This window comes from Streptomyces sp. NPDC050617, from assembly GCF_040654795.1.
GTDB lineage: Bacteria > Actinomycetota > Actinomycetes > Streptomycetales > Streptomycetaceae > Streptomyces.
Window position 1 is genome coordinate 32,978 of record NZ_JBFAIS010000005.1, and the last position, 19,603, is coordinate 52,580.

Here is a 19,603-nt window from a genome sequence, read left to right on the forward strand (position 1 = left end):
CGGGGCCCGGCCGCACGCGGATCAGGAGAGGGCGGCGACGTTCGAGCGGACCTTGGCGGCGATCTCCGCGGGGAGCGGCGCGTAGCCGAGCTCCTTGAGGCCGGCCTGGCCGGCCTCGGAGGAGACGTAGGTCAGGAAGGACTTGGTGGCGGCGAGGGTGTCGGGCTTGTTGCCCTTGTCGCCGACGATCTCGTACGTGACCAGGGTGATCGGGTACGCGCCCTCGGCCTTGGTGGCGTAGTTGAGCTTGAGGGCGAGGTCCTTGCCGGAGCCGACGACCTTCGCGTCGGCGATGGCCTTGGACGCGTTGTCGGAGGTGGCGGCGACCGGGGCGGCGGCGCCGGTGTCGATCTTCACGGTGTCGATGCTGTTGGCGGTGGCGTAGGAGAGCTCGAAGTACGAGATGGCGCCGTCGTTCTGCTTCACCTGCGACGAGACCCCGGCGGAGCCGTCCGCGGACTGGCCGCCCTTCGCGGCCCACGCCTTGGCGGGCTCGTACGGCCAGGACTTCGGCGCGGCGGCCTTGAGGTACTTGGTGAAGTTGTCGGTCGTGCCCGACTCGTCCGAGCGGTGGAACGCCTGGATCTTCAGGTCCGGGAGCTTCGCGTCCTTGTTGAGCTTGGCGATCGCGGGATCGTTCCACTTGGCGATCTTGCCGTCGAAGATCTTGGCGAGGGTGTCGGCGTCGAGGACGAGGTCCTTCACGCCGGGCACCTTGTAACCGATCGCGATGGGGCCGCCGACCATGGGGAGGTTGATGCCCTGGCCGCCCTTGAGGACGCCCTTGGACTTCGTGACCTCCTCGGGCTTGAGCGCCGAGTCGGAGCCCGCGAAGGCCGTCTTGCCCTGGAGGAACTCCTGGACGCCCGCGCCGGAGCCGGTCCCCTTGTAGTTGATCTTTATGTCGGGGCAGGCCGCCGTGAAGTTCTTGGTCCAGAGGTCCATGGCGTTCTTCTGCGCGGTGGAGCCGGAGGCGAGCAGGTCGCCCTTGCCCTCGCACTTGATGTTGCCCGCGGCCTTGCTGGAGGCGGAGCTGCCGCCGTCGCCGCTGTTGTCGTCCGAGCCGCACGCCGTGAGGACCAGGGCGCCGGAGACGGCGAGGGCGCCAAAGGCGGCGGCGCGGAGCCGGTTCTTGCGCTGAAGCTTCACTTTCGGGGGTTCCTTCCGGGAGCCGCCGCTGGGGCGGCGTGCGAAGAGGTTGTCGAACGGGAGTCTGCGCTGTTCAGCCTGGCTGTCCAGCACGGGGTCCAGCTATGGAGTTCTGCTGGGCGATGCGGGCCTCGGACGGTCCGGCTCGCACGGTGTACGGCTGAAATTAGGCAGAACAGGTGAAGTGGTCGAAGGGGGTGAGTGAACGGGGGGTGAACCTCGGCCGTCAGTGTGGTGGCCTGCCGGGCGGGGGCGGCTCCGGCGGGGTCAGGGGCGGCCACGGGGGAGCGCGGGGCCGCCGTGCGCCGCGCGGAGCGGGCGGCGGCGCGGGAGAGCGGCGACGTAAGGCTGTGCGAATACGGGCCGCTCTCTGTTGAATCACGGGGCGGCATGGCACCATCCGAGCCTATGTGACGGCACGTCAGGTATGGGCTGCGCGAAGCGGAGGCTGACGGGTGATGAACGTCGATGGCGGGTGGGGGGCGACCGAAGCCCGGCGGACGGGGCGGGGAGCCCGGGGGCGGGTGGTTCCGCGCGTAGGGGGGGATGGGCGGGAGCGGGCGGTTCCGCAAGGACGGCCGACGGTTCCGGTGCGGGCGGTGGCGGAGGTGCGGGCCGCGGTGCGCGTACGGGCGGCGGCGCGTGTACGGGGGGCCGGGGCTCCGGTACGGGCGGCGGTGCGCGTACGGGCCGGGGCTCCGGTACGGGCAGCGGTGCGCGTACGGGTCGCTGCTCGCGGCGCGGTGGTCGCCGCCGCCGCGCTCGCGTGCGTGACCGGGGCGCAGACCTGGCCGGGCTCCGCGTACGCGGCCCCGCAGCGCCCGGGGGACCCCGGCGCGCAGCGGCGGAGCCTGGAGGAGGTGCGTACGGAGATCGACGCGCTCTACCGGAAGGCGGAGGCGGCCACGGACGCGTACAACGCGGCGGGCGAGCGGCAGGGCGAGCAGGAGCGGGCCATCCTGAAGATCGCGCGGGCGGTGGTGGCCGCGCAGGCGAAGATGGACGGGCTCAGGAACCGGGCCGGGGCCATGGCCCGCGCCCAGTACCGCAGTGGCGGGCTGCCGGCCGAGGCCCGGATGCTGTTCGGCGGCGATCCGGCGCGGTTCCTCGACGACGCGGCCCTCGCCCACAAGGGGCAGCAGGCCGCCCGCGGCCTCATCGCCGACCTCGCCGCTACGCGGACCGCCCTCGACGGGTACGCGAAGGCGGCGAGCGAGCAGTGGGAGAAGATCGCGGACGAGCGGGCGAAGAAGGCGGACGCCAAGAAGGAGATCGAGGGGCGGCTCCGGGCGGCCCAGGGCCTCGAATCGCGGCTGGCGGCGAAGGAGCGGAACCGGCTGCGACAGCTGGAGGAGGAACGGGCGTACGCGGCGCAGGAGAAGTGGCTGGGCGCCGGGGCGCCGAAGGGCGGCGGGGGCGCGGCGAGCGGCCAGGGCGAGCGGGCGGTCGCGTTCGCGACGGCGCAGATCGGCAAGGACTACGTGTGGGGAGCGGTCGGCCCGAACACCTTCGACTGCTCCGGCCTCACCCTCCGGGCGTGGGCCGCGGCGGGCCGCTCCATACCGCGGACCTCGCAGGAGCAGTGGCGGCTGCTGCCCAAGGTCGACGCGCGCGACATGCGCCCCGGCGACCTCGTCATCTACTTCCGCGACGCGAGCCATGTCGGGATGTACGTGGGCGGCGGGGCCATCGTGCACGCGCCGCGGCCGGGCCGCCAGGTGACGCTGGCGGGGGCGGGTTCGATGCCGGTGCTGGGGGTCGTACGGCCTGACGCGTGACGTGGGGGGTGGCGAGCTTAGGGCCGGCGGGGCTGGTGGGATCGGTGAGGCTGGTGGGTCGCAGGGGTGTGAGGGGTGCTCGGGCGTGAGGGGCATAGGGGGATGTGAGGGGCGCGCGTACGTGCGTAGGCGCGCGGGTAGAAGGGGGCGGCGGGCACGAGGTCAGGGGTCAGAGGTCAGGGGTTAGGGGGCAGTGGTGGTCAGCGGAGCTCTCGCAGGGCGTCGTCGAAGGCGGCGTACGCCCGCGCGTCGAAGAGGACGAAGCGGACCTCGGCGATGCCGGTGACGGTGATGCCGGTGGCTGTGCTGCCGGTGCCGGTGCCGGTGTCGCTGTCATCGACTGTTTCGAGGACCGTACGCAGCGCGATGCGGGCGGCGTCCGCGAGCGGCCAGCGGTAGACGCCCGTGGAGATCGCCGGGAAGGCGACCGTGGCGGCGCCGAGTTCGCCGGCGACGCGCAGCGACTCGCGGTAGCAGGAGGCGAGGAGACCGCTCCGGTCCCCGTGCCCGTACCCGTACCCGTCCTCGCCCCCGCCCTCGGTGAAGACCGGGCCGACCGTGTGGACGACCCAGCGCGCGGGAAGGCGGCCGGCGGTCGTCGCGACGGCCTGTCCGGGAGGCAGCCCGCGGCCGTAGCGGGACGCGCGCAGGGCGCGGCACTCGGCCAGGATCTCCGGCCCGCCCCGGCGGTGGATGGCGCCGTCGACCCCGCCGCCGCCGAGGAGGGAGGAGTTGGCGGCGTTGACGACGGCGTCGACGGCCTGCTCGGTGATGTCGCCCTGGGCCAGCGTGATGTTTGTCATTGCCCGATTGTCGCGTGGCAGGCGAAATGCCTGGCGGGGGACGTCATATGGCGCGGCCGGATCGCGTGATGCCATTCCGTTGGGCCGCGCCCTGGCGCTATGGTCGCGTCCGGCGGCCCGCTGATCGAACGGACCGCCGCACCCTGAGGGGGCCGCGCCTCCCGGGGCCCCGTGCCCTCCGGCGTGCCATGGATTCATGGGGGAGGGAAGGGAAGCGAACCGATGTCCGTACCCGTGCCAGGGCCGCGGGCGGCTCCGCCGGGCGAGGCACGGACGCTGCCGCAGCCCCGGACCGCCGCGCAGTTCGACGGCGGTCTCTCGCTGCTCGTCATCGAGGACGATCCGGCGGGCGTGCTCTCCGTGCCCGAGATGCTGGACGCGTCGGGGAAGCCCGTACGCATCCGTACGGCCCGCAATCTGACCGAGGCGGAGCGGCTGCTCACGGACGACGTGCACTGCATCCTCCTCGACCTGGCGCTGCCGGGCGCCTGCCCCGAGGCGGGGGACGGGGGCGAGGACGGGGCCGCGCCGGACACCCTGGAGACGCTGCGGCAGGTGCTGCGGCTCGCGCCGCGCCACGCGGTGCTGGCGCTGACCGCCGAGACGGACGTGGAGCGGGCGACGGAGGCTGTACGGGTCGGGGCGCAGGACTACCTCTTCCGCGACGAGCTGGACGAGCGGGTGCTGAGCCGCGCGATCCGCTACGCGGTCGAGCGCAAGCGCGCCGACGTCGCGCAGCGGCAGCTGAGCGAATCGCGGCTGCGCGCGCAGGAGAACGCCCGGCTGGAGCGCGGCCTGCTGCCCACTCCATTGTTGGAGGGCTCCGACCTGCGCTTCGCCGCCCGCTACCGCCCCGGCCGCAGCCGGGCGCTGCTCGGCGGCGACTTCTACGACACGGTGCGTACGCCCGACGGCACGGTGCACGCGATGATCGGCGACGTCTGCGGGCACGGCCCGGACGAGGCGGCGCTCGGCGTCGAACTGCGCATAGCCTGGCGGGCGTTGACCTTCGCCGGGCTGAGCGGCGACGAACTGCTCTCGACGCTCCAGCGGGTGCTGGAGCACGAGCGCGCGAACGAGGAGATCTTCGCGACGCTCTGCACCATGGACATCGCGCCGGACGGCGGCAGCGCGGGCATGTTCCTCGCGGGCCACCCGACGCCGTTGCTCGTACGGCCGGATCAGCGCTTACCGCTGCTGCTCCCGTACGAGGACGGCGGCCCGGCCCTCGGGCTGCTGCCGGAGGCCCGCTGGCCGCGGCACGATCTCGAACTCGGCTCCGAGTGGAGCCTGTTGATGTACACCGACGGCCTCATCGAGGGCCGGGTCGGCGCGGGGACGCAGCGGCTCGGGCAGGAGGGGATGGCCGAACTGATAGGCCGTCAGTTCGGGGAGGGGCTGCGCGGGGAGAAGCTGCTGGACGCGGCGGTCACGGAGGTACGGGACCTGAACGGGGGCGAGTTGACGGACGACGTGGCGGTGCTGTTGCTGGACCGGGGCTGACGGGCCGGGGCCGGCGGCTGATGGCCGACGGGCCGAGGGGCTCACCGGCCGAGGGGCTGCCCGCCGGGTGGCTGCTCGGCGGCTGGGGTGAGTCAGCGGCCGCCGTTGTACGGACCGTACGGGCCGTCCGAGCTGGAGCCGCCGCGGCGCGGGCCGCCGCGCCGGCCGGAGACCCGCTTGAGCGCGGGGCGCACGTCCACCGTGTAGACGATGGTGGCGATGAGGCCCAGGATCGGCAGGAAGGCCATGACGCCGCCCATGAAGAAGTTCAGGGCGGCCGAGATGCCGAGGATGATCAGCCAGAAGGGCTTGGTCTGCTTGTCGGCCGCGCGGTAGGCGTCCTCGCGGTGGACGGCGGCGTCGATGAACGCGACCACGGTGAAGACCAGCAGGGCGATCGACACCCAGTACATGACGCTGCCGAAGGCTTGCACCAGCACGCCGTTCACCTCTCAGTCCTCTCGTCCTTCGTGGGGCCCGTACGGCCTCGCCTCGCGGCCCGGTGGCCCCGTGGACGTACAGCCGCCACCGTACCCGTACAACGGGCCGGACACGCTGGGCGTGCCCGGCCCGTTCGCGGGGCCTACTGGTCGGCGCCCTTGGGGGCGGGCTTCTTCGCGGCGGCGGGCTTGCGGGCGGCGGGCTTCTTGGCGGAGGCCTGCGGGCCGGTGGCCTCGCTCTTGGCCCCGTCCTTGGCCGCGCCCTTCGTCCCGCTCTCCTCGGGGTCGGGCTCGATGGCGACGGCGATCTCGGCGACGTCGTCGGCCGCCTCGCCGCGCCAGGTCTGCACGGCCTCGCGGCCGCGCTCGGCCAGCTTCTCGTACGTCTCGCCGGCCTTGGCCGCGTACCCGACGGCCTGGCCCACGCCCTGCAGCGCCAGGTCCTGCGCGGTGTCGCGCCACTTCCTCAGGTCCGTGTCGAGGGACCCGAACACCTCGGTGACCTTGGTCTGCACGGTCACCTGGGCCTCCTTGGCCTGCTTGGTGACCCGCTCCTGCACGGCCTTGGGGTCGGTCTCCCGCAGCTCGGCGATGAGACCGGGCGCCTCGGCGATCAGCTGCCCGATCTTCTCGGCGGTCGCGTCGGCGGCCCCGGCCGCGGCGTAGAGCGGCTTCGGGTCGGTGAGGGTCTTGCGGATGTCTTCGGCGATGGCCATGGCGATGGTCTCCCGGATCAGCTAGAGGATGTGCCTGCTTCGTCGTCGCCGTCTTCTTGGTCCGGCGCGAGCCCGTTCTCCTTGCGGAAGGACTCGTAAATCTGGAGCAGCACCTGTTTCTGCCGCTCATTGATCGAGGGATCGGCGAGGATCACACTCCGCACCTCGGCCTCGTCCCGGTCCCGCTCGTCGAGGATCCCGGCCTGCACGTACAGGGTCTCGGCGGAGATCCGCAGCGCCTTGGCGAGCTGCTGCAGGATGTCCGCGCTCGGCTTGCGCAGCCCGCGCTCGATCTGGCTGAGATACGGGTTCGACACCCCGGCGGCATCGGCGAGCTGCCGCAACGACAGCTGCGCGCTGCGCCGCTGCTCCCGCAGGAACTCGCCGAGATTGCCGACGTTCAGTGATGCCATGCCTCGATGCTGCACCACCCTCGCTAACTATTGCAAGCGGATGCTTGCAGAAGTTAGCTACGCCACTTCGGGGCTGCGCGCCCGAGGCGGCCGGTTGAGCGCCTCACCTGGCCACTGTGGGTTGCCGATCGGCTCCGAGATCGAGGCGCATAGCGTCACGAAGTCGCGCGAGCGCAGCCTCGTATTCGGCGCGGCCACCCGAGTAGACCTCGTCTCCGGCGAGGGCGCCGGCCGCAGCGATATCCCGCACGTCCCGTAGCCGGCGAAATGCGTCCTCGGAGGCGACGAATACATTCGACGCGGCCGTGATCGACATCTGATAGCGCACGCTGTAGCACGGGGCGAAGCTGTCGCGTGCGGAGCGCTCGCGTTCGGCCAGGCCCACGGTCTGATCGCGGGCCAGGCTGCGGAAGTCGTTGCGGGCCTGGGAGAGGCACGTGAGGTACTCGCCGTATAGGGCACGTCGTGCGCTGATGAGGCGATCATCTTGCTCCCGTCGCCAGCGACTGCGATCGAGCAACGCGGCGGAAGCGGTCGCGATAAAGGCGCCGACTACGGCACTGGCCAGCGTCATCCAGGGCATGGCCCAGAGTAGGACGCGTCCCGGCATGCCAAAAGCGTGCCGCAGCACCCCTCCTCAGGGAAGCTGCGGCTTGCCGGCCGCTTCTGAGCCGGCGTGGCCGACTGAAATGCTCAGCGGCCGGCCCGGATGTTCAGTCGCACATGTGCGCGCGGTGGTGGGTGTGCTCCGTCTGACTCTCAGGTATGAGGGCGGGCGTCTCGGAGTAGGCACGCGGGGCCGCGAGGCCGCGGTTTGCTATGGATCTGTAAAGGCGTGGGGCCGGAGGGAACGGGGGGTGTGGGTGGGGCATCTCTGGGGGCAGCGGGGCGCGTTGGGCGTCTTCGTGGGGGAGATCCGCAGGAGGTAAGTCCATGACCAGGACGAAGAAGACCGGGATGACGGTTCGGGGCGGGCGTGCGGCCGTGATCGGTGCGCTGGGGCTGGCCTCGGTGGCGCTGGCCGCCGGGCCCGCGTTCGCCAAGGGCGACGTGAGCATCAAGGCGCCGCACACCGCGCAGGTCGGCAAGACCTTCACGGTGTCGGCGAGCGCGGACGACGACGCCTCCAGCTATCTGCGGGTATGCCTGGAGGGGCGTAGCGGCAAGCAGGCTTGGGCCCAGGTGACCTGCGGCGCCGTGGTCGAGAGGGGCGACGGCGACGCGAAGGCCGCAGCGAACGTCAAGGCCGCGCGCAGCGGCGCCCTCGAATACCGCGCCGTCGTGTACGGGCTGCTCTCCCCGAAGGACAAGCACCCCGTGCGCCAGCGGACCTCCGACGTCGCGACGGTGAACGTCCGCTGAGGACGACCAGGGTGATGAGGGTGATGGCGCCGGCAGTGGACGTGCGCTGACAGTGACAGTCCTGCCATGGGCCGCAGTTGGGGTTTTTGGCGTCAACTGCCGTCCTTGGCCTGGCTGTTCCCTGTCCCTTCAGTCTGCGCGTACGACCGCAGGCCCCGGTCCGCGAACGCGATCAGCCACTCGAAGCTCTCGTCCACGTCGGCGCTCCACTGGAAGCCGTCCGCCGCCTGCAAGGTGGCGAAGCCGTGGCAGAGGCTGCGCAGCGCGCGCAGGGCGTGGTCCACGTCGGGTTCGGGTACGGCGTAGCCGCGCAGGACCGCCGTGAACGCGTTGAGCAGCCGCGCGCCCTCGACGGCCAAGGGGTCGTCGGGGCCGGTGGGTTCCATGCCGACGGTCGCCGCGTACCGGCCGGGGTGGTCCAGGACGAACGCGCGGAACGCGCGGGCCGCCGCCGCCAGGGCGTCGCGCCCCGCGTACCCCTGGACCGCGCCGCCGACGGCGTCGGCCGCCTCGCCCACCGCCAGGGCCGCGATGCGCCGGTTGAGATCCTCCTGACCGCCCACGTGTTTGTACAGGGACGGCGTACGCACCCCGACCCGCTCCGCCAGCAGGCCCATCGTCAGGTGGGCGATGCCCACCTCGTCGGCCAGGGCGGCGCCCGCCGCGACCACGGTCGCCGCGTCCAGGCCGGCCCTAGGCACGGGCGGCGTCCGGCTGTGCCTGGAGGAAAGCGAGCATCAGGGAAACCACCTGGTCGGGGAACTGGTCGTGCGGGTAGTGGCCCGCGCCCTCGATCATCTCAAGGCGGCCCAGGCCCGGCGGCAGGGCGTCGACGATCGCCGCTCCCTCGGCACGCGGGTCCGCCCAGTCCGGGTCGAGCGTGCCCATCACGACCAGAACCGGGCAGCGTACGTCGCCGAGTCGCGCCCCGGCGTCGGTCGGGGCGCTGCGTCCCATGCCCTGGAGCGCCTTCATCCGGCCCGGCTCGCGCAGCAGCGAATCGACGCGGTCGAGCCGCTCACCCCAGTCGGCCGGCTTCCTCCCGGGGTAGGCCACGTCGAGGTACGAGCGCCACAGCGGCACGCTGCCGAGCGCGAGCACGCCGAGCAGCCGCAGCATGCCCCGCCGGAAGCGCCTCACCCGCAGGTCGCCGAGGCGCGTCGACTGCTTGCGCGTGAACGTCCCCAGCTCGACGACCGCGCTGATGACGGAGGGTTCCCGCGCCGCGGCGATGGTGGCGGCGCCGCCGGACATCGAGTGGCCGACGAGTACCGCCGGGCCGCCGCCGAGGTGGCGGATCACGGCGAGCAGGTCGCCGGCGATGGCGGTGCGGCTCCAGTCCGGCCAGTCGGCGCTGGACTCGCCGCAGCCGCGCAGGTCGACGGCGGCGACCCGGTAGCCCGCCGCCACCAGTCGCGGGGTCACGGCGCGGTAGGCCGCGCGGCTGTCGCCCATGCCGTGCGCGAGGACGATCAGCGGGCCGGCGCCCGCCACCTCGTACGCGATCGTTCCGCCGTCGACGGTCAGGTACTCGGTCATGGTGTCCCTCCGCGGGCGGTGACTGTCGGCCGTTGGCTAATGTTGTTAGCTTGAAGCTAATTGTGTTAGCTGTGTCTGTCAATGTCCGGCAGTAGTCCCTCCGGCAGTAAGTCGCTGGCTTCCCGTCCCTCCCGTCGCCGAGACTTCCCGCGTGACGCTTCACGAGGACGAGATCCCCGCCGACGAGCCCCTGGTCCGTTCGCTGCTGAAGGCGCAGCGCCCGGAGTGGGCCGGGCTCCCCCTGTCGCCCGCGGGCGCGGGTACGGACAACACCATGTACCGGCTCGGCGCCGACCTGCTCGTACGGCTTCCGCGGACCGCCGGCAACGCGCAGTCCGTACGGAAGGAACAGGAATGGCTTCCCCGCCTGGCGCCCCGCTTCTCCTGGCCGATTCCCGAGCCCGTGCACGCCGGGACGCCGACCGGCGACTTTCCGCTGTTGTGGTCGGTCTACCGGTGGATCGACGGGGACGTGGCCGGGCCGGAGACCGTACGGGACTGGGCCGCGTTCGGGGCGGACCTGGCGGCTGTCGTGCGGGAGCTCCATCGCGTCGACCTCATGGGGGCGACGCGTGCGGACGGTCTCAACTGGTACCGCGGGGGCGGCTTGGGGCCGTGTGACCAGTGGGTCAGCGGGTGTTTCGATGAGTGCCGAGCCCTCGTGGGTTCGGAGCCCGGTGCCGAGCTCGATGCCGAACCCGGTGCCGAACCCGATGCCGAGCTCGACATCGACGCTCTGGAAGGGATGTGGCGGGCCGCGCTCGCGCTGCCCGAGTCCACCGGGCCCCACGTGTGGCTCCACGGCGACCTCAAGCCGACCAATCTCCTGGTCAGGGACGGGGAACTGCACGCGGTCATCGACTTCGGAGGGCTCTCGATCGGTCTCCCCGACGCGGAGCACTCGCCCCTCTGGGATCTTCCGCCGCAGGCACGGCGGGCCTACTGGGACGCCCTGAACCTCGACGACGCCACCTGGGCCCGCGCCCGCGCCTGGGCGATCGCGGTGGGCGTCAGCGGCATCGCGTACTACTGGCGCACCTTCCCGGCCTTCGTTGCCGAGTGCCGGGCGCGGCTTGAGGCGATCCTCGCGGACGCCGCGGCGCGTTGATTTCCCCCTGCGCCGGGTGCGCCGAGTGCGTCGAGTGCGCCGGTTGCGCCGGATGCGTCGGACAGGCGGGTCCTCAGGCTGTGGTCGCGGCCTCCTTCTCCTTCGTCATCGGATGCGTCGCGAGCGGCGTGATGTCGATCTCGGCGTACGGGCGGATCGGCAGGCTCTCCAGCGCCTCCTCCAGCGCGTCCACGTCCGCCGTCGTCCAGATGCCGATGTTGGCGCGGCGGCCGGGGAGGCGCCAGAAGTGGCGCAGTACGCCCTGGCTCATGAGCTCGCGGCCTCGGACGCGCTCCCGCGTGATCAGGTCCTCCCGCTCGTCGGCGGGGAGTTCGTAGGCGCGGGTCGTGTCGATGCGTACGAGGAAGTCCATTGGGTTTCCCTACCTCTCGTCGTTGTTCGTCGTCGTGCGCCGTTTTGCGTCGCCCTTTGGTGCCGGTGCTCCGCCACAGCGCGATCGACCATACATCGATGTTCGTCGAACATCGAAGAAATGTATTCTGGCCCCATGCCACGACAGATCCACCACCCCGACCCGCAGGACATCCACCTCGCCCAGGCCCTCGCCGCCCTGGGCGACTCGGTGCGGCTGCGGATCGTCGGAGTGCTCGCCGACCGCCGCGAGCACCCTCGGGAGGACTTCGAGCTCGGGGTGGGGCCCTCGACGGTCAGCCACCACATGAAGATCCTCCGGGAGGCGGGGTTCACCTGGCACCGGCTGGAGGGGACGCGGTGTTACGTGTCCCTGCGCGAAGAGGCGTTCCAGCGGTTTCCGGGTGTCCTGGACAACGTGCTGCGGGTGTTCGCGGCACAGGGGACGGGAAGCCGGCCGGGTCGCGGACCGGCGGGCGACTGAGGCGGTGTCAGGGGCGGTGTCAGGGGCGTCGGAGCAAGGCGACGCCCGCCTGCTCACGGACGTACGCGACTACCTGCGGCCCGCCCGTTCCAGCAGGAGTGCCTGCTCGCGGGCGTTGCGGGTCAGGGACGCCGCGCGGGCGAATTCCGTACGGGCCTCGTCGGCGCGGCCCAGGCGCTCCAGCAGATCGCCCCGGACGCTCGGCAGGAGGTGGTACCCCTTCAGGGCCGGTTCGTCGGCCAGCGCGTCCACCAAGTGCAGGGCGGCCTCCGGGCCTTGGGCCATCGAGACGGCGACGGCGCGGTTCAGCTCCACCACCGGGGACGGGGCCAGGGCCATCAGCCGCCCGTACAGCGCGGCGATCGTCGCCCAGTCCGTGTCCTCGTAACGGACCGCCTGCGCGTGGCACGCGGCGATCGCGGCCTGGACGGCGTACGGGCCGTGGCCCGCGCGGTGCAGGGCCTCGATGCCGCGGCGGACGAGCATCCGGTTCCACCTGCTCCGGTCCTGGTCGGCGAGGAGCACCGGCGCGCCGTCCGGGCCCGTACGCGCCGCGATGCGCGACGCCTGGAACTCCAGGAGCGCCGCCAGACCGTGCACTTCCGGCTCGCCGGGCATCAGACCCGCGAGGACCCGGGCGAGGCGGAGCGCCTCCTCGCACAGCGCCGGGCGCACCAGGTCCTCGCCGGCCGTCGCCGAGTAACCCTCGTTGAAAATGAGGTAGATGACCTCCAGTACCGAGGAGAGGCGTGCCGCCCTCTCGGCGGCTCCCGGCACTTCGAAGGGGACCCCGGCCTTGGCGAGCGCGCGTTTCGCCCGGACGATGCGCTGGGCGACCGTCGGCTCCGAGGCCAGGAAGGCGCGGGCGATCTCCGCCGTCGTCAGCCCGCCCAGCAGCCGCAGGGTGAGCGCGATCCGCGCCTCGGTCGACAGCACGGGGTGGCACGCCGTGAAGATCAGCCGCAGCAGATCGTCACCGATGGCCCCGGCGTCCGCGGCGCCTTCGGAGTGCTCGGGGTCTTCGGGGTGTCCGGGGTCTTCGGGGTATGGCGGCGCTACGTCGGTCAGCGCGCGCCCGACCTCCGCGAGCTTGCGCGCGTACGTCTCCTTGCGGCGTACGAGGTCGATCGCGCGGTGCTTGGCGGTGGCCATGAGCCAGGCGCCCGGCTTCTCCGGTACGCCCGACTCGGGCCACTGTTCCAACGCGGCGACCAGGGCGTCCTGCGCCAGCTCCTCGGCGATGCCCACGTCCCGTACGATCCGGGCGACACCGGCGATGATCCGCGCGGACTCGATCCTGAACACCGTCTCGACCGATTCGGCTGCCTTGGCCGTCTTCGAGGTTCGGATCGTTTCCGTCGTCCTGCTCGTACTCGCTGCTGCCGTCACGGCCACTTATCAGAGCAGCCGCGCAAGGGTGGGGCAAGCGTGTTCGAGCAGGCGCGGCCGGGTCAGGCTTCGATGATCTCGCGGACTTCAGCCGTGATGGTCCAGTAGTCCTCATGCGTCCGCAGGAACCGCTTGGTCCACTCCACCGCCTCGGCCTTGTCCTTGGCCTGGATGATGGAGTAGCCGCCGATGACCTCCTTGCTCTCCGTGAAGGGCCCGTCGGTGCAGCTCATCTTGCCGCCGGACCAGGTGACGCGGGTGCCCTCGGCGGTCGGCTTGAGACCGGCCGTGTCCAGCATGACCCCGGCCTTGGTGATCTCCTCCAGCAGTGCGCCCATCCGCTCCAGCAACTCGGGGCTGGGGCCGTCGGCGGGGGAGTTCCGCTCGTCGATGCGGATCATCGTCAGGTAGCGCGGCATGGTGACTCCTCGGTCGGGAGGGCGGGGGCTCTCCCCGCCTCTCACCCTTGCGTCGAACGGGAGACGCCCGGATCGACAGCTCCGCCGAAGTTTCTCGGAGAATTTTTCGTGCCCGCCCCGGAGGTTCGGGCAAGGTGTCGCGTCCCCCGCTTACGTGCCTGCCCCTCGTCTCAGTGCGCGGCGGCAGGCGGCCACGGCCGGGTGGCCGCTGCTGCCGCGGCGTACGGCCGTGGCGAGGCGGCGCGAGCGGTGGCCGCGGGGGAGGCGGTGCAGGGGGACGGTCGGGGGGCGGCCGTTCCATACGAGGTCCGGCAGCAGGGCGACGGCGTGGCCCTGTTCGACGAGGCGCAGGTGGAGCAGGAGGTCGGTGGATTCGAAGCGTACGTCGGGCTCGAAGCCGGCCGTGCGGCACAGGGCCATCGCCCAGCAGCGGGCGGCCGTGCCCTCGGGCTCCAGCACCCAGGGGCGGTCGGCCTGTGCACGGAGCGTCGCTCGGGGGCTCGTGGCCGTGGTGTTCGCCGTTGCCGTGGGGCTCGTGAGGTCTGTGGGACCCGCGGGGCCCATGAGGTTCGTAGGGCCCGTGAGGTCCGTGGAGTCGGTGGGGGCCGGGGGCGGCGGCGTGGCCAGGTGCATGGGGTCCTCGTACAGGTCCTCCCGCTCCAGGCCGTCCGGCCGGGGGCCGGGGCTGCCCGGGTACTCCTCGGCGATGACCAGGTCGAAGTCGCGGGCGAGGAGGGCGGGCAGCGCCCGTTCCGGCTCCATCTGGGTGACGTGCACGCGCAGCCTGGGGTGCGCGTCGCGCAGCAGCGTCAGCGCGGCCGGGACCAGGGTGAGCGCGGCGGTCTGGAAGGTGGCGACGCGCAGGCTGCCGGAGAGGTCGGTGAGGGAGGCGGCGATGTCGGCCTCGGCGCGTTCCAGGCGTTCGAGCACCGCTTCGGTGTGGGCCACGAGGATCTCCGCCTGCTCGGTGAGCCGGACCCTCCGCCCCACGGGCTCCAGCAGCGGAACGCCGACCTCCGCCTCCAGCTGGGAGAGCTGCTGCGAGACGGACGACGGGCTGTAGGAGAGGGCCGCGGCGACCGCCGCGAGGGTCCCGCGGTGCTTGAGCTCGCGCAGCAGCCGCAGCCGGTGCAGGTCGAACATCGGCGCTCCCTTCGGCTCACCTGACGAATATAGGTCGGAAACATTTGCTGGACCGATGGGTTGCCCGGATCGCAAGCTGGCCCCATGCCGAAGATCGCTGCCGCCTCCGCCCGTACGCCCGCTCGTACGCCCGCCGGCGGGCCTGCCGCGCGTACGCCCGCTCGTACGCCCGTCCGTACGCCCTCCTGGTACGCGCGTCCGGCCGCCCGCGCCTGGACCTGCGAACCCGCGCCCGCCGACGTACGGGCCTTCCACGCCTCGCTGCCCGGATACCGTCCCACGCCGCTGACCGAACTTCCGGAGATCGCCGCCGAACTGGGCGTCGGCCGGTTCTTCGTCAAGGACGAGTCGTCGCGGCTGGGGCTGCCGGCGTTCAAGGCGCTGGGCGCGTCGTGGGCGGTGCACCGGGTCCTGTCGTCCCGCGGGGCGGGAGACGGCGCTCCGCTGCGGCTGGTCACCGCGACCGACGGGAACCACGGGCGGGCGGTGGCCCGTACCGCCAGGCTGCTCGGGCACCGGGCGCACGTCTTCGTGGCGGCCGGGGTGCATCCGGGGGCCGTGGCCGCCATCGCGGGGGAGGGGGCGCGGGTCACCGAGGTGCCGGGCGTCTACGACGACGCCGTGCGCGCCGCGGAGGCGGCGGCCGCCGCGCCGGACTCGGTCCTCGTCCAGGACACCGCCTGGCCCGGCTACGAGGAGATCCCCGGCTGGATCGCCGAGGGGTACTCCACCCTGTTCGCCGAGGTCGACGACCAGCTGACGGCCGCGGGCGCCGGGGCGCCCTCGCTCGTCGCCGTCCCCGTCGGCGTCGGCTCGCTCGCCCAGGCCGCCGTCACCCACTACCGCGGCCGGCGCTCGGCGGGCGGGGCGGCGTTGCTGTCGGTGGAGCCCGAGAACGCGGCGGGGGTGCTGCACAGCCTGCTGGCCGGGCGGCCGCTCACCGTGGCCACCGGCGCCACGACCATGGCCGGCCTCAACTGCGGCACTCCCTCCAGCCTGGCGTGGCCCTATCTGCGCGACGGCCTGGACGCGGCCGTCACCGTGACGGACGCCGCCGGCGCCGTCGCGGCCAGGGCGCTGGCCGCGCACGGCGTCTCCTCCGGCCCCTGCGGGGCCGCCTCCCTCGCGGGCCTGCGCGCCGCCCTCACCGGCGAGGGCGCCGCGGACCGCCGTACGGAACTGGGGCTCGGGTCCGGCGCCGCCGCCGATGCCGCCGCCGATAGCGATACCGCCACCGACGTCGGTACCGATGTCGCCACCGATGCCGTTGTCGTCGCCTTGAGTACGGAGGGCGCGGCCGCCAACCCGCATGGCGGATGAGGGAGTTCGACGACAGGGGCCACGGCCCCGCCGGTGGTCAGCCGTTCGCCGCCGGCAGCGGCAGGGCCGTGATGATCGCCGAGACCAGGATGACCGCCGCCAGGGCCACCGCCTCCGCGCGAGCCGGACGGGTGGGGCCGGAGGGGGCGTTGGGGTCCGGGGAGCGGGGGAGGCGGAGGCGGGCGGCGAGGGCCAGGGCGGCTACGACGGCCACCAGGGCCAGCTTGGCGAGCAGCGCGCGCCCGTACGCCGTCGTCAGCGCCGCTTCGAGCGGCAGTCGGCGCAGGGTGCTGAGGGTGCCCGTCACCGCCAGGGCCGCGAAGAGGACGGCGGCCGGCCGGGCGTAACGGCGCAGCAGCGCCTTGGCTGCGTCCGGTCGGCCCCGCCACAAGCGCATCGTGCGCAGTACGTGCACCAGCCCGCCCGCCCACAGCGCCGCCGCGCTCAGGTGAATGAGCGTCAGCAGCGAACCCAGCAACGGACTGTCGGCCTCCGGGTGTGCCCGTAGCGCCTCCCCGACGGCGACCAGCGCCAGCGGGGCCGGGGCGAGGCCGGGGCGGCGCAGCGCGATGCAGACGGCCGCGAAGAGGAAGCCGTTGGCTTCCAGCAGCGCCAGCCCGCCGGGCCGCGTCGCGTACGTCCCGACGAGGTCGCCGCCCGTCAGCCCCGCCGCCAGTGAGCCGTCCCCGGCGAGTACGGCGATCTGGCCGGCCGCCGCCGCGCACCCGGCGACGGACGCCGCCAACCCCCAGCTGCGCGGGGTTAGTTCGGGCGCGTCGGGGACCGTGCGCGCGAGCCGGTTGGCGGCTGCTTCGCCCAGTTGGAGGGAGAACGCGGCCAGCAGCACCGTTCGCAGCATGGTCGTGATCCCCGCGCCCGGCACCGTGATCTCGTTCGTGCCGGACAGGGCGGCCGTGGCGCCGAGCAGCGAGACGATGAGGAACACCGCCGCGGGTGCCGCCACCGCGGCGATCAGTCTCGCGCGCCGGCGGCGGGTGTCGGTGACCGAAGAGCCCGGAAGCATCATCGGGCGATCGTCCCCGGACCGTACAAATCCGGCAAGACCGGCGCGCGCCACGCTGGTCCACCTGGGTACGACGGGTCCCCCGGCCGCAGCCAAGCGGCTGGCGCCGCGGTCAGCGGCCGGGGTGTGCCGTTGCCTGCGGCCTGTGGCCTGCGGGTGGGCGGTCGCCTCCGGCCGGGCCATGCCGAGCCCGGCCATCGGTCACTGCCATCGGTCACCACCTGCGGTCGATGCCCCTGCGTGCCCGCGCCTGCCCGTGCGCCCCGCTTACCGTGGAGGCCGGACCCCCCGCCTGTGAAGAGAGACATGACCGACGTGAACGCCGTTAATACCGACACCGCCGCCTGGCTCGACGCCGCCGCGATCGATCCCGCCGTGCGGGAGCTGCGCCCCGACTACCGCGCCCTGCTCATCACGGCCGAGGGGCTGGTCCCCGGCCCCAGCGACGCCGTCGGGGAGCGGATGCTCGCGGCGGCCGAGGAGTCCGCGCGCAAGTGGCTCGCCGACGGGCGGGCGGCCGAGGAGCACCCGCACCTCGCGGCCTGGCGCGAGGCGTTCCGCGCCTTCGGCGCGAAGCCGCAGCGGACCCGGCCCAGCGCGGAGGCGCTGCTGCGCCGGGCCGCCGACGGGCTGCCGCGCGTGGACCGGCTCACCGACATCTACAACGCGGTCTCGGTCGCGCACGTCGTGCCGCTGGGCGGCGAGGACCTCGACCACTATGAGGGCGCGGCCCGGCTCGTACGGGCTGACGGCACCGAGGAGTTCGTGACGGCCGCCGGGGGCGAGAGTGTCGTCGAGCACCCCGCCGCCGGGGAGGTCGTATGGCGCGACGACGCGGGCGTCACCTGCCGCCGCTGGAACTGGCGGCAGTGCGTCCGTACCCGCCTCACCCACGACACCACCCGCGCCTTCTTCCTCCTCGACGCGCTCGGCCCCATGGACGACGCGGCCCTGACCGCCGCGGGCGACGCGCTCTCCGAGGCCCTGGCCGAGTCCAGCCCCGGCGTACGCCTCGCCACGCGCCTCGTCGCGGCGACCGGGGGCGGGAACGGGGGCGGGGGCGAGTAGCGGCTGCGCCGGGCGGGGCGCGGGTGTACGGGAGGCAGCCCCGCGACGGCGGCGCGACGCGCTCGAAGCCAGGCCGGCGCTCACGCACCGGTCCAGCGCCCGAGCGTCGGGTCGGCGCCCGAGCGTCGGTCCAGCATCCGCGGACCGCGCCAGTGAGCGCCCACGCACTGGTCCGGCGCTCGTCACCGGGCGCACCCGCCCCCGGCCGACACCCGCCCCCCCTGTGTACGGACCCCGGCTCCCCACGGCCCGCAGACGACGTACAGCCGCCAGCCCCCAGCCGCCAGCCCCCAGCCGCCAGCCCCCAGCCGCCAGCCCCAGCCCCCAGACGCCAGCCGCCAGCCCCAGCCGCCCCACCCCCCCGCCGGAACGCGCCCGTCTCAACTCCCGTACGGTCGCGCCTCCCGCGCCGTCATCAGGGCCCGTGCCCACCACCCGAGCTGGTCGAGCATGGTCTTGGTGGCCGCCGCGGCCGCCGCGCCGTCCTTGTGGCTGCCGTCCTCGTCGAACTGGCCCCAGGGCATGTGGAAGCTGACCGTGTCGCGGACGGTGACCGTGTGGAGTTCGGCGAAGACCGGGCGCAGGTGCTCGACGGCGCGCAGGCCGCCGGAGAGGCCGCCGTAGGAGACGAAGCCGACGGGCTTGGCCTGCCATTCCTCGCGGTGCCAGTCGATGAGGTTCTTGAGGGAGGCGGGGTAGCTGTGGTTGTACTCGGGGGTCACGACGACGAAGGCGTCGGCGGCGGCCAGGTGCGGGGTGACGGCGGCCAGGGCGGCGGCGGACTCGGCGTCGGGCTCGCCGCTGAGGTTCATCGGGAGCGGGGTCTCGGCCAGGTCGACGACGTGCGTCTCGACGTCGTCGCGGCGCGCGGCCTGGGCGATGAACCAGTTGGCGACGGTGGGGCCGAAGCGGCCCTCCCGCGTGGAGCCGATGATCACGGCCAGCCGGTAGGGGCGTTCGGGCGCAGCGGGTGTCGCGGGCGTGGTGTGCGTAGCGGGGGTGACGGGCGTGGTGGTCATGGCGAATCCTTCCCCAGGCGTTCGGAACGGCGGGTGTGCCGTGGGAAAGAGCCTCCAACTTAAACAATGGTTTAAGTCAAGTTAGTCTGGTCCCCATGACCCAAGTCCCCTGGCAGGCCAAAGAACTGACCGTCGGCGAACTCTCCGAGCGCAGCGGCGTCCCCGCCTCCGCGCTCCGCTTCTACGAGCGCCAGGAACTCATCAACAGCCGCCGCACCAGCGGCAATCAGCGCCGCTACGCCCGCGATACGCTCCGCCGCGTCGCCTTCATCCGGGTCTCGCAGCGGCTCGGCATCCCGCTCGCCGCCATCCGGGACGCCCTCGCGATGCTCCCCGAGAACCGCACGCCCACCCGCGAGGACTGGGCGCGGGTCTCCGAGTGCTGGCGGCAGGATCTGACCGAACGCATCGATCAGATGACCAGGCTCCGCGACCATCTGACCGACTGCATCGGCTGCGGCTGCCTGACCATCGACCGCTGCATCCTCGCCAACCCGGGCGACCGGCTCCAGGCGGAGGGCCCGGGCCCGCGCAAGCTCATCGGCTCGTAAACC

At 73.1% G+C, this 19,603-nt stretch carries 22 protein-coding genes; 8 read left to right on the forward strand and 14 right to left on the reverse strand.

The genetic code is table 11. The features are described 5' to 3' along the window. Nucleotides 1–21 precede the first annotated feature (21 nt). Nucleotides 22–1,149 carry a phosphate ABC transporter substrate-binding protein PstS gene (gene pstS / locus AB0I49_RS08670; RefSeq protein ID WP_363226110.1) on the reverse strand — a complete coding sequence of 376 codons (1,128 nt, stop codon included), beginning with the start codon at nt 1,147–1,149 and terminating at the stop codon, nt 22–24. A 599-nt stretch (nt 1,150–1,748) separates the two neighbouring features. Between pstS and AB0I49_RS08675 the strand changes: the two genes are divergently transcribed. Next, nucleotides 1,749–2,927, forward strand: coding sequence for an NlpC/P60 family protein (locus AB0I49_RS08675; RefSeq protein WP_363226111.1), 1,179 nt, complete (start codon nt 1,749–1,751; stop codon nt 2,925–2,927). 200 nt (nt 2,928–3,127) lie between these two features. On the opposite strand, the gene AB0I49_RS08680 is transcribed toward AB0I49_RS08675, so the two are convergent. After that, complete coding sequence (locus tag AB0I49_RS08680; RefSeq protein ID WP_363226112.1) at nt 3,128–3,730, reverse strand: O-acetyl-ADP-ribose deacetylase; 603 nt, start codon at nt 3,728–3,730, stop codon at nt 3,128–3,130. 222 nt (nt 3,731–3,952) lie between these two features. Here AB0I49_RS08680 and AB0I49_RS08685 point away from each other — a divergent pair, with 222 nt between their 5' ends. Continuing rightward, nucleotides 3,953–5,233: a fused response regulator/phosphatase gene (locus tag AB0I49_RS08685; protein ID WP_363226113.1), complete on the forward strand. Its 1,281-nt coding sequence runs from the start codon at nt 3,953–3,955 to the stop codon at nt 5,231–5,233. 92 nt (nt 5,234–5,325) lie between these two features. On the opposite strand, the gene AB0I49_RS08690 is transcribed toward AB0I49_RS08685, so the two are convergent. From AB0I49_RS08690 to AB0I49_RS08705, 4 genes are all read right to left on the reverse strand, one after another. Beyond that, nucleotides 5,326–5,673 (reverse strand): DUF2516 family protein, encoded by a 348-nt coding sequence (locus AB0I49_RS08690; RefSeq protein WP_363226114.1) that lies wholly within the window; start codon nt 5,671–5,673, stop codon nt 5,326–5,328. A 143-nt stretch (nt 5,674–5,816) separates the two neighbouring features. After that, complete coding sequence (locus tag AB0I49_RS08695) at nt 5,817–6,389, reverse strand: hypothetical protein (protein WP_363226115.1); 573 nt, start codon at nt 6,387–6,389, stop codon at nt 5,817–5,819. A gap of 17 nt (nt 6,390–6,406) precedes the next feature. Then, nucleotides 6,407–6,802 carry a helix-turn-helix transcriptional regulator gene (locus AB0I49_RS08700; RefSeq protein ID WP_363226116.1) on the reverse strand — a complete coding sequence of 132 codons (396 nt, stop codon included), beginning with the start codon at nt 6,800–6,802 and terminating at the stop codon, nt 6,407–6,409. A 103-nt stretch (nt 6,803–6,905) separates the two neighbouring features. Continuing rightward, nucleotides 6,906–7,385, reverse strand: a complete 480-nt coding sequence (locus AB0I49_RS08705; RefSeq protein ID WP_363226117.1) for a hypothetical protein — start codon at nt 7,383–7,385, stop codon at nt 6,906–6,908. Nucleotides 7,386–7,735: 350 nt separating this feature from the next. Here AB0I49_RS08705 and AB0I49_RS08710 point away from each other — a divergent pair, with 350 nt between their 5' ends. Next, entirely contained in the window at nt 7,736–8,164 is a 429-nt protein-coding gene (locus AB0I49_RS08710; protein ID WP_363226118.1) for a hypothetical protein, read from the forward strand. 92 nt (nt 8,165–8,256) lie between these two features. On the opposite strand, the gene AB0I49_RS08715 is transcribed toward AB0I49_RS08710, so the two are convergent. Further along, nucleotides 8,257–8,835: a TetR/AcrR family transcriptional regulator gene (locus AB0I49_RS08715; RefSeq protein WP_363226391.1), complete on the reverse strand. Its 579-nt coding sequence runs from the start codon at nt 8,833–8,835 to the stop codon at nt 8,257–8,259. 22 nt (nt 8,836–8,857) lie between these two features. Continuing rightward, entirely contained in the window at nt 8,858–9,703 is an 846-nt protein-coding gene (locus tag AB0I49_RS08720; RefSeq protein WP_363226119.1) for an alpha/beta hydrolase, read from the reverse strand. A 151-nt stretch (nt 9,704–9,854) separates the two neighbouring features. Between AB0I49_RS08720 and AB0I49_RS08725 the strand changes: the two genes are divergently transcribed. Next, a complete protein-coding gene (locus tag AB0I49_RS08725) occupies nt 9,855–10,811 on the forward strand; it encodes an aminoglycoside phosphotransferase family protein (RefSeq protein WP_363226120.1) in 957 nt (318 codons plus the stop codon). A gap of 73 nt (nt 10,812–10,884) precedes the next feature. On the opposite strand, the gene AB0I49_RS08730 is transcribed toward AB0I49_RS08725, so the two are convergent. Next, nucleotides 10,885–11,184, reverse strand: a complete 300-nt coding sequence (locus AB0I49_RS08730; RefSeq protein WP_363226121.1) for a muconolactone Delta-isomerase family protein — start codon at nt 11,182–11,184, stop codon at nt 10,885–10,887. Between the two features lie 135 nt (nt 11,185–11,319). Between AB0I49_RS08730 and AB0I49_RS08735 the strand changes: the two genes are divergently transcribed. Next, a complete protein-coding gene (locus AB0I49_RS08735; protein WP_363226122.1) occupies nt 11,320–11,667 on the forward strand; it encodes an ArsR family transcriptional regulator in 348 nt (115 codons plus the stop codon). Nucleotides 11,668–11,736: 69 nt separating this feature from the next. On the opposite strand, the gene AB0I49_RS08740 is transcribed toward AB0I49_RS08735, so the two are convergent. The 3 genes from AB0I49_RS08740 to AB0I49_RS08750 all read right to left on the reverse strand — a co-directional run bounded on the left by AB0I49_RS08740 (nt 11,737) and on the right by AB0I49_RS08750 (nt 14,618). Beyond that, nucleotides 11,737–13,017, reverse strand: a complete 1,281-nt coding sequence (locus AB0I49_RS08740; RefSeq protein ID WP_363226392.1) for an RNA polymerase sigma factor — start codon at nt 13,015–13,017, stop codon at nt 11,737–11,739. Between the two features lie 101 nt (nt 13,018–13,118). Further along, nucleotides 13,119–13,475 (reverse strand): YciI family protein, encoded by a 357-nt coding sequence (locus AB0I49_RS08745; RefSeq protein WP_363226123.1) that lies wholly within the window; start codon nt 13,473–13,475, stop codon nt 13,119–13,121. Between the two features lie 150 nt (nt 13,476–13,625). Next, a complete protein-coding gene (locus AB0I49_RS08750; protein WP_363226124.1) occupies nt 13,626–14,618 on the reverse strand; it encodes a LysR substrate-binding domain-containing protein in 993 nt (330 codons plus the stop codon). Nucleotides 14,619–14,702: 84 nt separating this feature from the next. Here AB0I49_RS08750 and AB0I49_RS08755 point away from each other — a divergent pair, with 84 nt between their 5' ends. Then, nucleotides 14,703–15,938 (forward strand): pyridoxal-phosphate dependent enzyme, encoded by a 1,236-nt coding sequence (locus AB0I49_RS08755; protein ID WP_363226125.1) that lies wholly within the window; start codon nt 14,703–14,705, stop codon nt 15,936–15,938. A gap of 37 nt (nt 15,939–15,975) precedes the next feature. Here AB0I49_RS08755 and AB0I49_RS08760 read toward each other — a convergent pair whose 3' ends face one another. Further along, nucleotides 15,976–16,965, reverse strand: a complete 990-nt coding sequence (locus AB0I49_RS08760) for a CopD family protein (protein WP_363226126.1) — start codon at nt 16,963–16,965, stop codon at nt 15,976–15,978. 303 nt (nt 16,966–17,268) lie between these two features. Here AB0I49_RS08760 and AB0I49_RS08765 point away from each other — a divergent pair, with 303 nt between their 5' ends. Continuing rightward, nucleotides 17,269–18,030: a phenylalanine--tRNA ligase beta subunit-related protein gene (locus tag AB0I49_RS08765; RefSeq protein ID WP_363226127.1), complete on the forward strand. Its 762-nt coding sequence runs from the start codon at nt 17,269–17,271 to the stop codon at nt 18,028–18,030. A gap of 380 nt (nt 18,031–18,410) precedes the next feature. On the opposite strand, the gene AB0I49_RS08770 is transcribed toward AB0I49_RS08765, so the two are convergent. Then, on the reverse strand, nt 18,411–19,049 hold the full coding sequence (locus AB0I49_RS08770) for an NAD(P)H-dependent oxidoreductase (RefSeq protein ID WP_363226128.1): 639 nt from the start codon (nt 19,047–19,049) through the stop codon (nt 18,411–18,413). 95 nt (nt 19,050–19,144) lie between these two features. On the opposite strand from AB0I49_RS08770, the gene soxR reads away from it, so the two are divergent. Further along, the gene (soxR, locus tag AB0I49_RS08775) at nt 19,145–19,600 is read left to right on the forward strand and encodes a redox-sensitive transcriptional activator SoxR (RefSeq protein ID WP_363226129.1); all 456 of its coding nucleotides are present in this window, start codon (nt 19,145–19,147) and stop codon (nt 19,598–19,600) included. Nucleotides 19,601–19,603 lie beyond the last annotated feature (3 nt).

Coding starts and splice junctions, on each gene's coding strand:
- AB0I49_RS08710 (WP_363226118.1), top strand. CDS start 7,736: ATGACCAGGACGAAGAAGACCGGGATGACGGTTCGGGGCGGGCGTGCG.
- AB0I49_RS08750 (WP_363226124.1), bottom strand. CDS start 14,618: ATGTTCGACCTGCACCGGCTGCGGCTGCTGCGCGAGCTCAAGCACCGC.
- AB0I49_RS08765 (WP_363226127.1), top strand. CDS start 17,269: ATGACCGACGTGAACGCCGTTAATACCGACACCGCCGCCTGGCTCGAC.
- AB0I49_RS08735 (WP_363226122.1), top strand. CDS start 11,320: ATGCCACGACAGATCCACCACCCCGACCCGCAGGACATCCACCTCGCC.
- AB0I49_RS08745 (WP_363226123.1), bottom strand. CDS start 13,475: ATGCCGCGCTACCTGACGATGATCCGCATCGACGAGCGGAACTCCCCC.
- AB0I49_RS08685 (WP_363226113.1), top strand. CDS start 3,953: ATGTCCGTACCCGTGCCAGGGCCGCGGGCGGCTCCGCCGGGCGAGGCA.
- AB0I49_RS08705 (WP_363226117.1), bottom strand. CDS start 7,385: ATGCCCTGGATGACGCTGGCCAGTGCCGTAGTCGGCGCCTTTATCGCG.
- AB0I49_RS08695 (WP_363226115.1), bottom strand. CDS start 6,389: ATGGCCATCGCCGAAGACATCCGCAAGACCCTCACCGACCCGAAGCCG.
- AB0I49_RS08730 (WP_363226121.1), bottom strand. CDS start 11,184: ATGGACTTCCTCGTACGCATCGACACGACCCGCGCCTACGAACTCCCC.
- soxR (WP_363226129.1), top strand. CDS start 19,145: ATGACCCAAGTCCCCTGGCAGGCCAAAGAACTGACCGTCGGCGAACTC.
- AB0I49_RS08720 (WP_363226119.1), bottom strand. CDS start 9,703: ATGACCGAGTACCTGACCGTCGACGGCGGAACGATCGCGTACGAGGTG.
- AB0I49_RS08755 (WP_363226125.1), top strand. CDS start 14,703: ATGCCGAAGATCGCTGCCGCCTCCGCCCGTACGCCCGCTCGTACGCCC.
- AB0I49_RS08700 (WP_363226116.1), bottom strand. CDS start 6,802: ATGGCATCACTGAACGTCGGCAATCTCGGCGAGTTCCTGCGGGAGCAG.
- AB0I49_RS08680 (WP_363226112.1), bottom strand. CDS start 3,730: ATGACAAACATCACGCTGGCCCAGGGCGACATCACCGAGCAGGCCGTC.
- AB0I49_RS08760 (WP_363226126.1), bottom strand. CDS start 16,965: ATGATGCTTCCGGGCTCTTCGGTCACCGACACCCGCCGCCGGCGCGCG.
- AB0I49_RS08770 (WP_363226128.1), bottom strand. CDS start 19,049: ATGACCACCACGCCCGTCACCCCCGCTACGCACACCACGCCCGCGACA.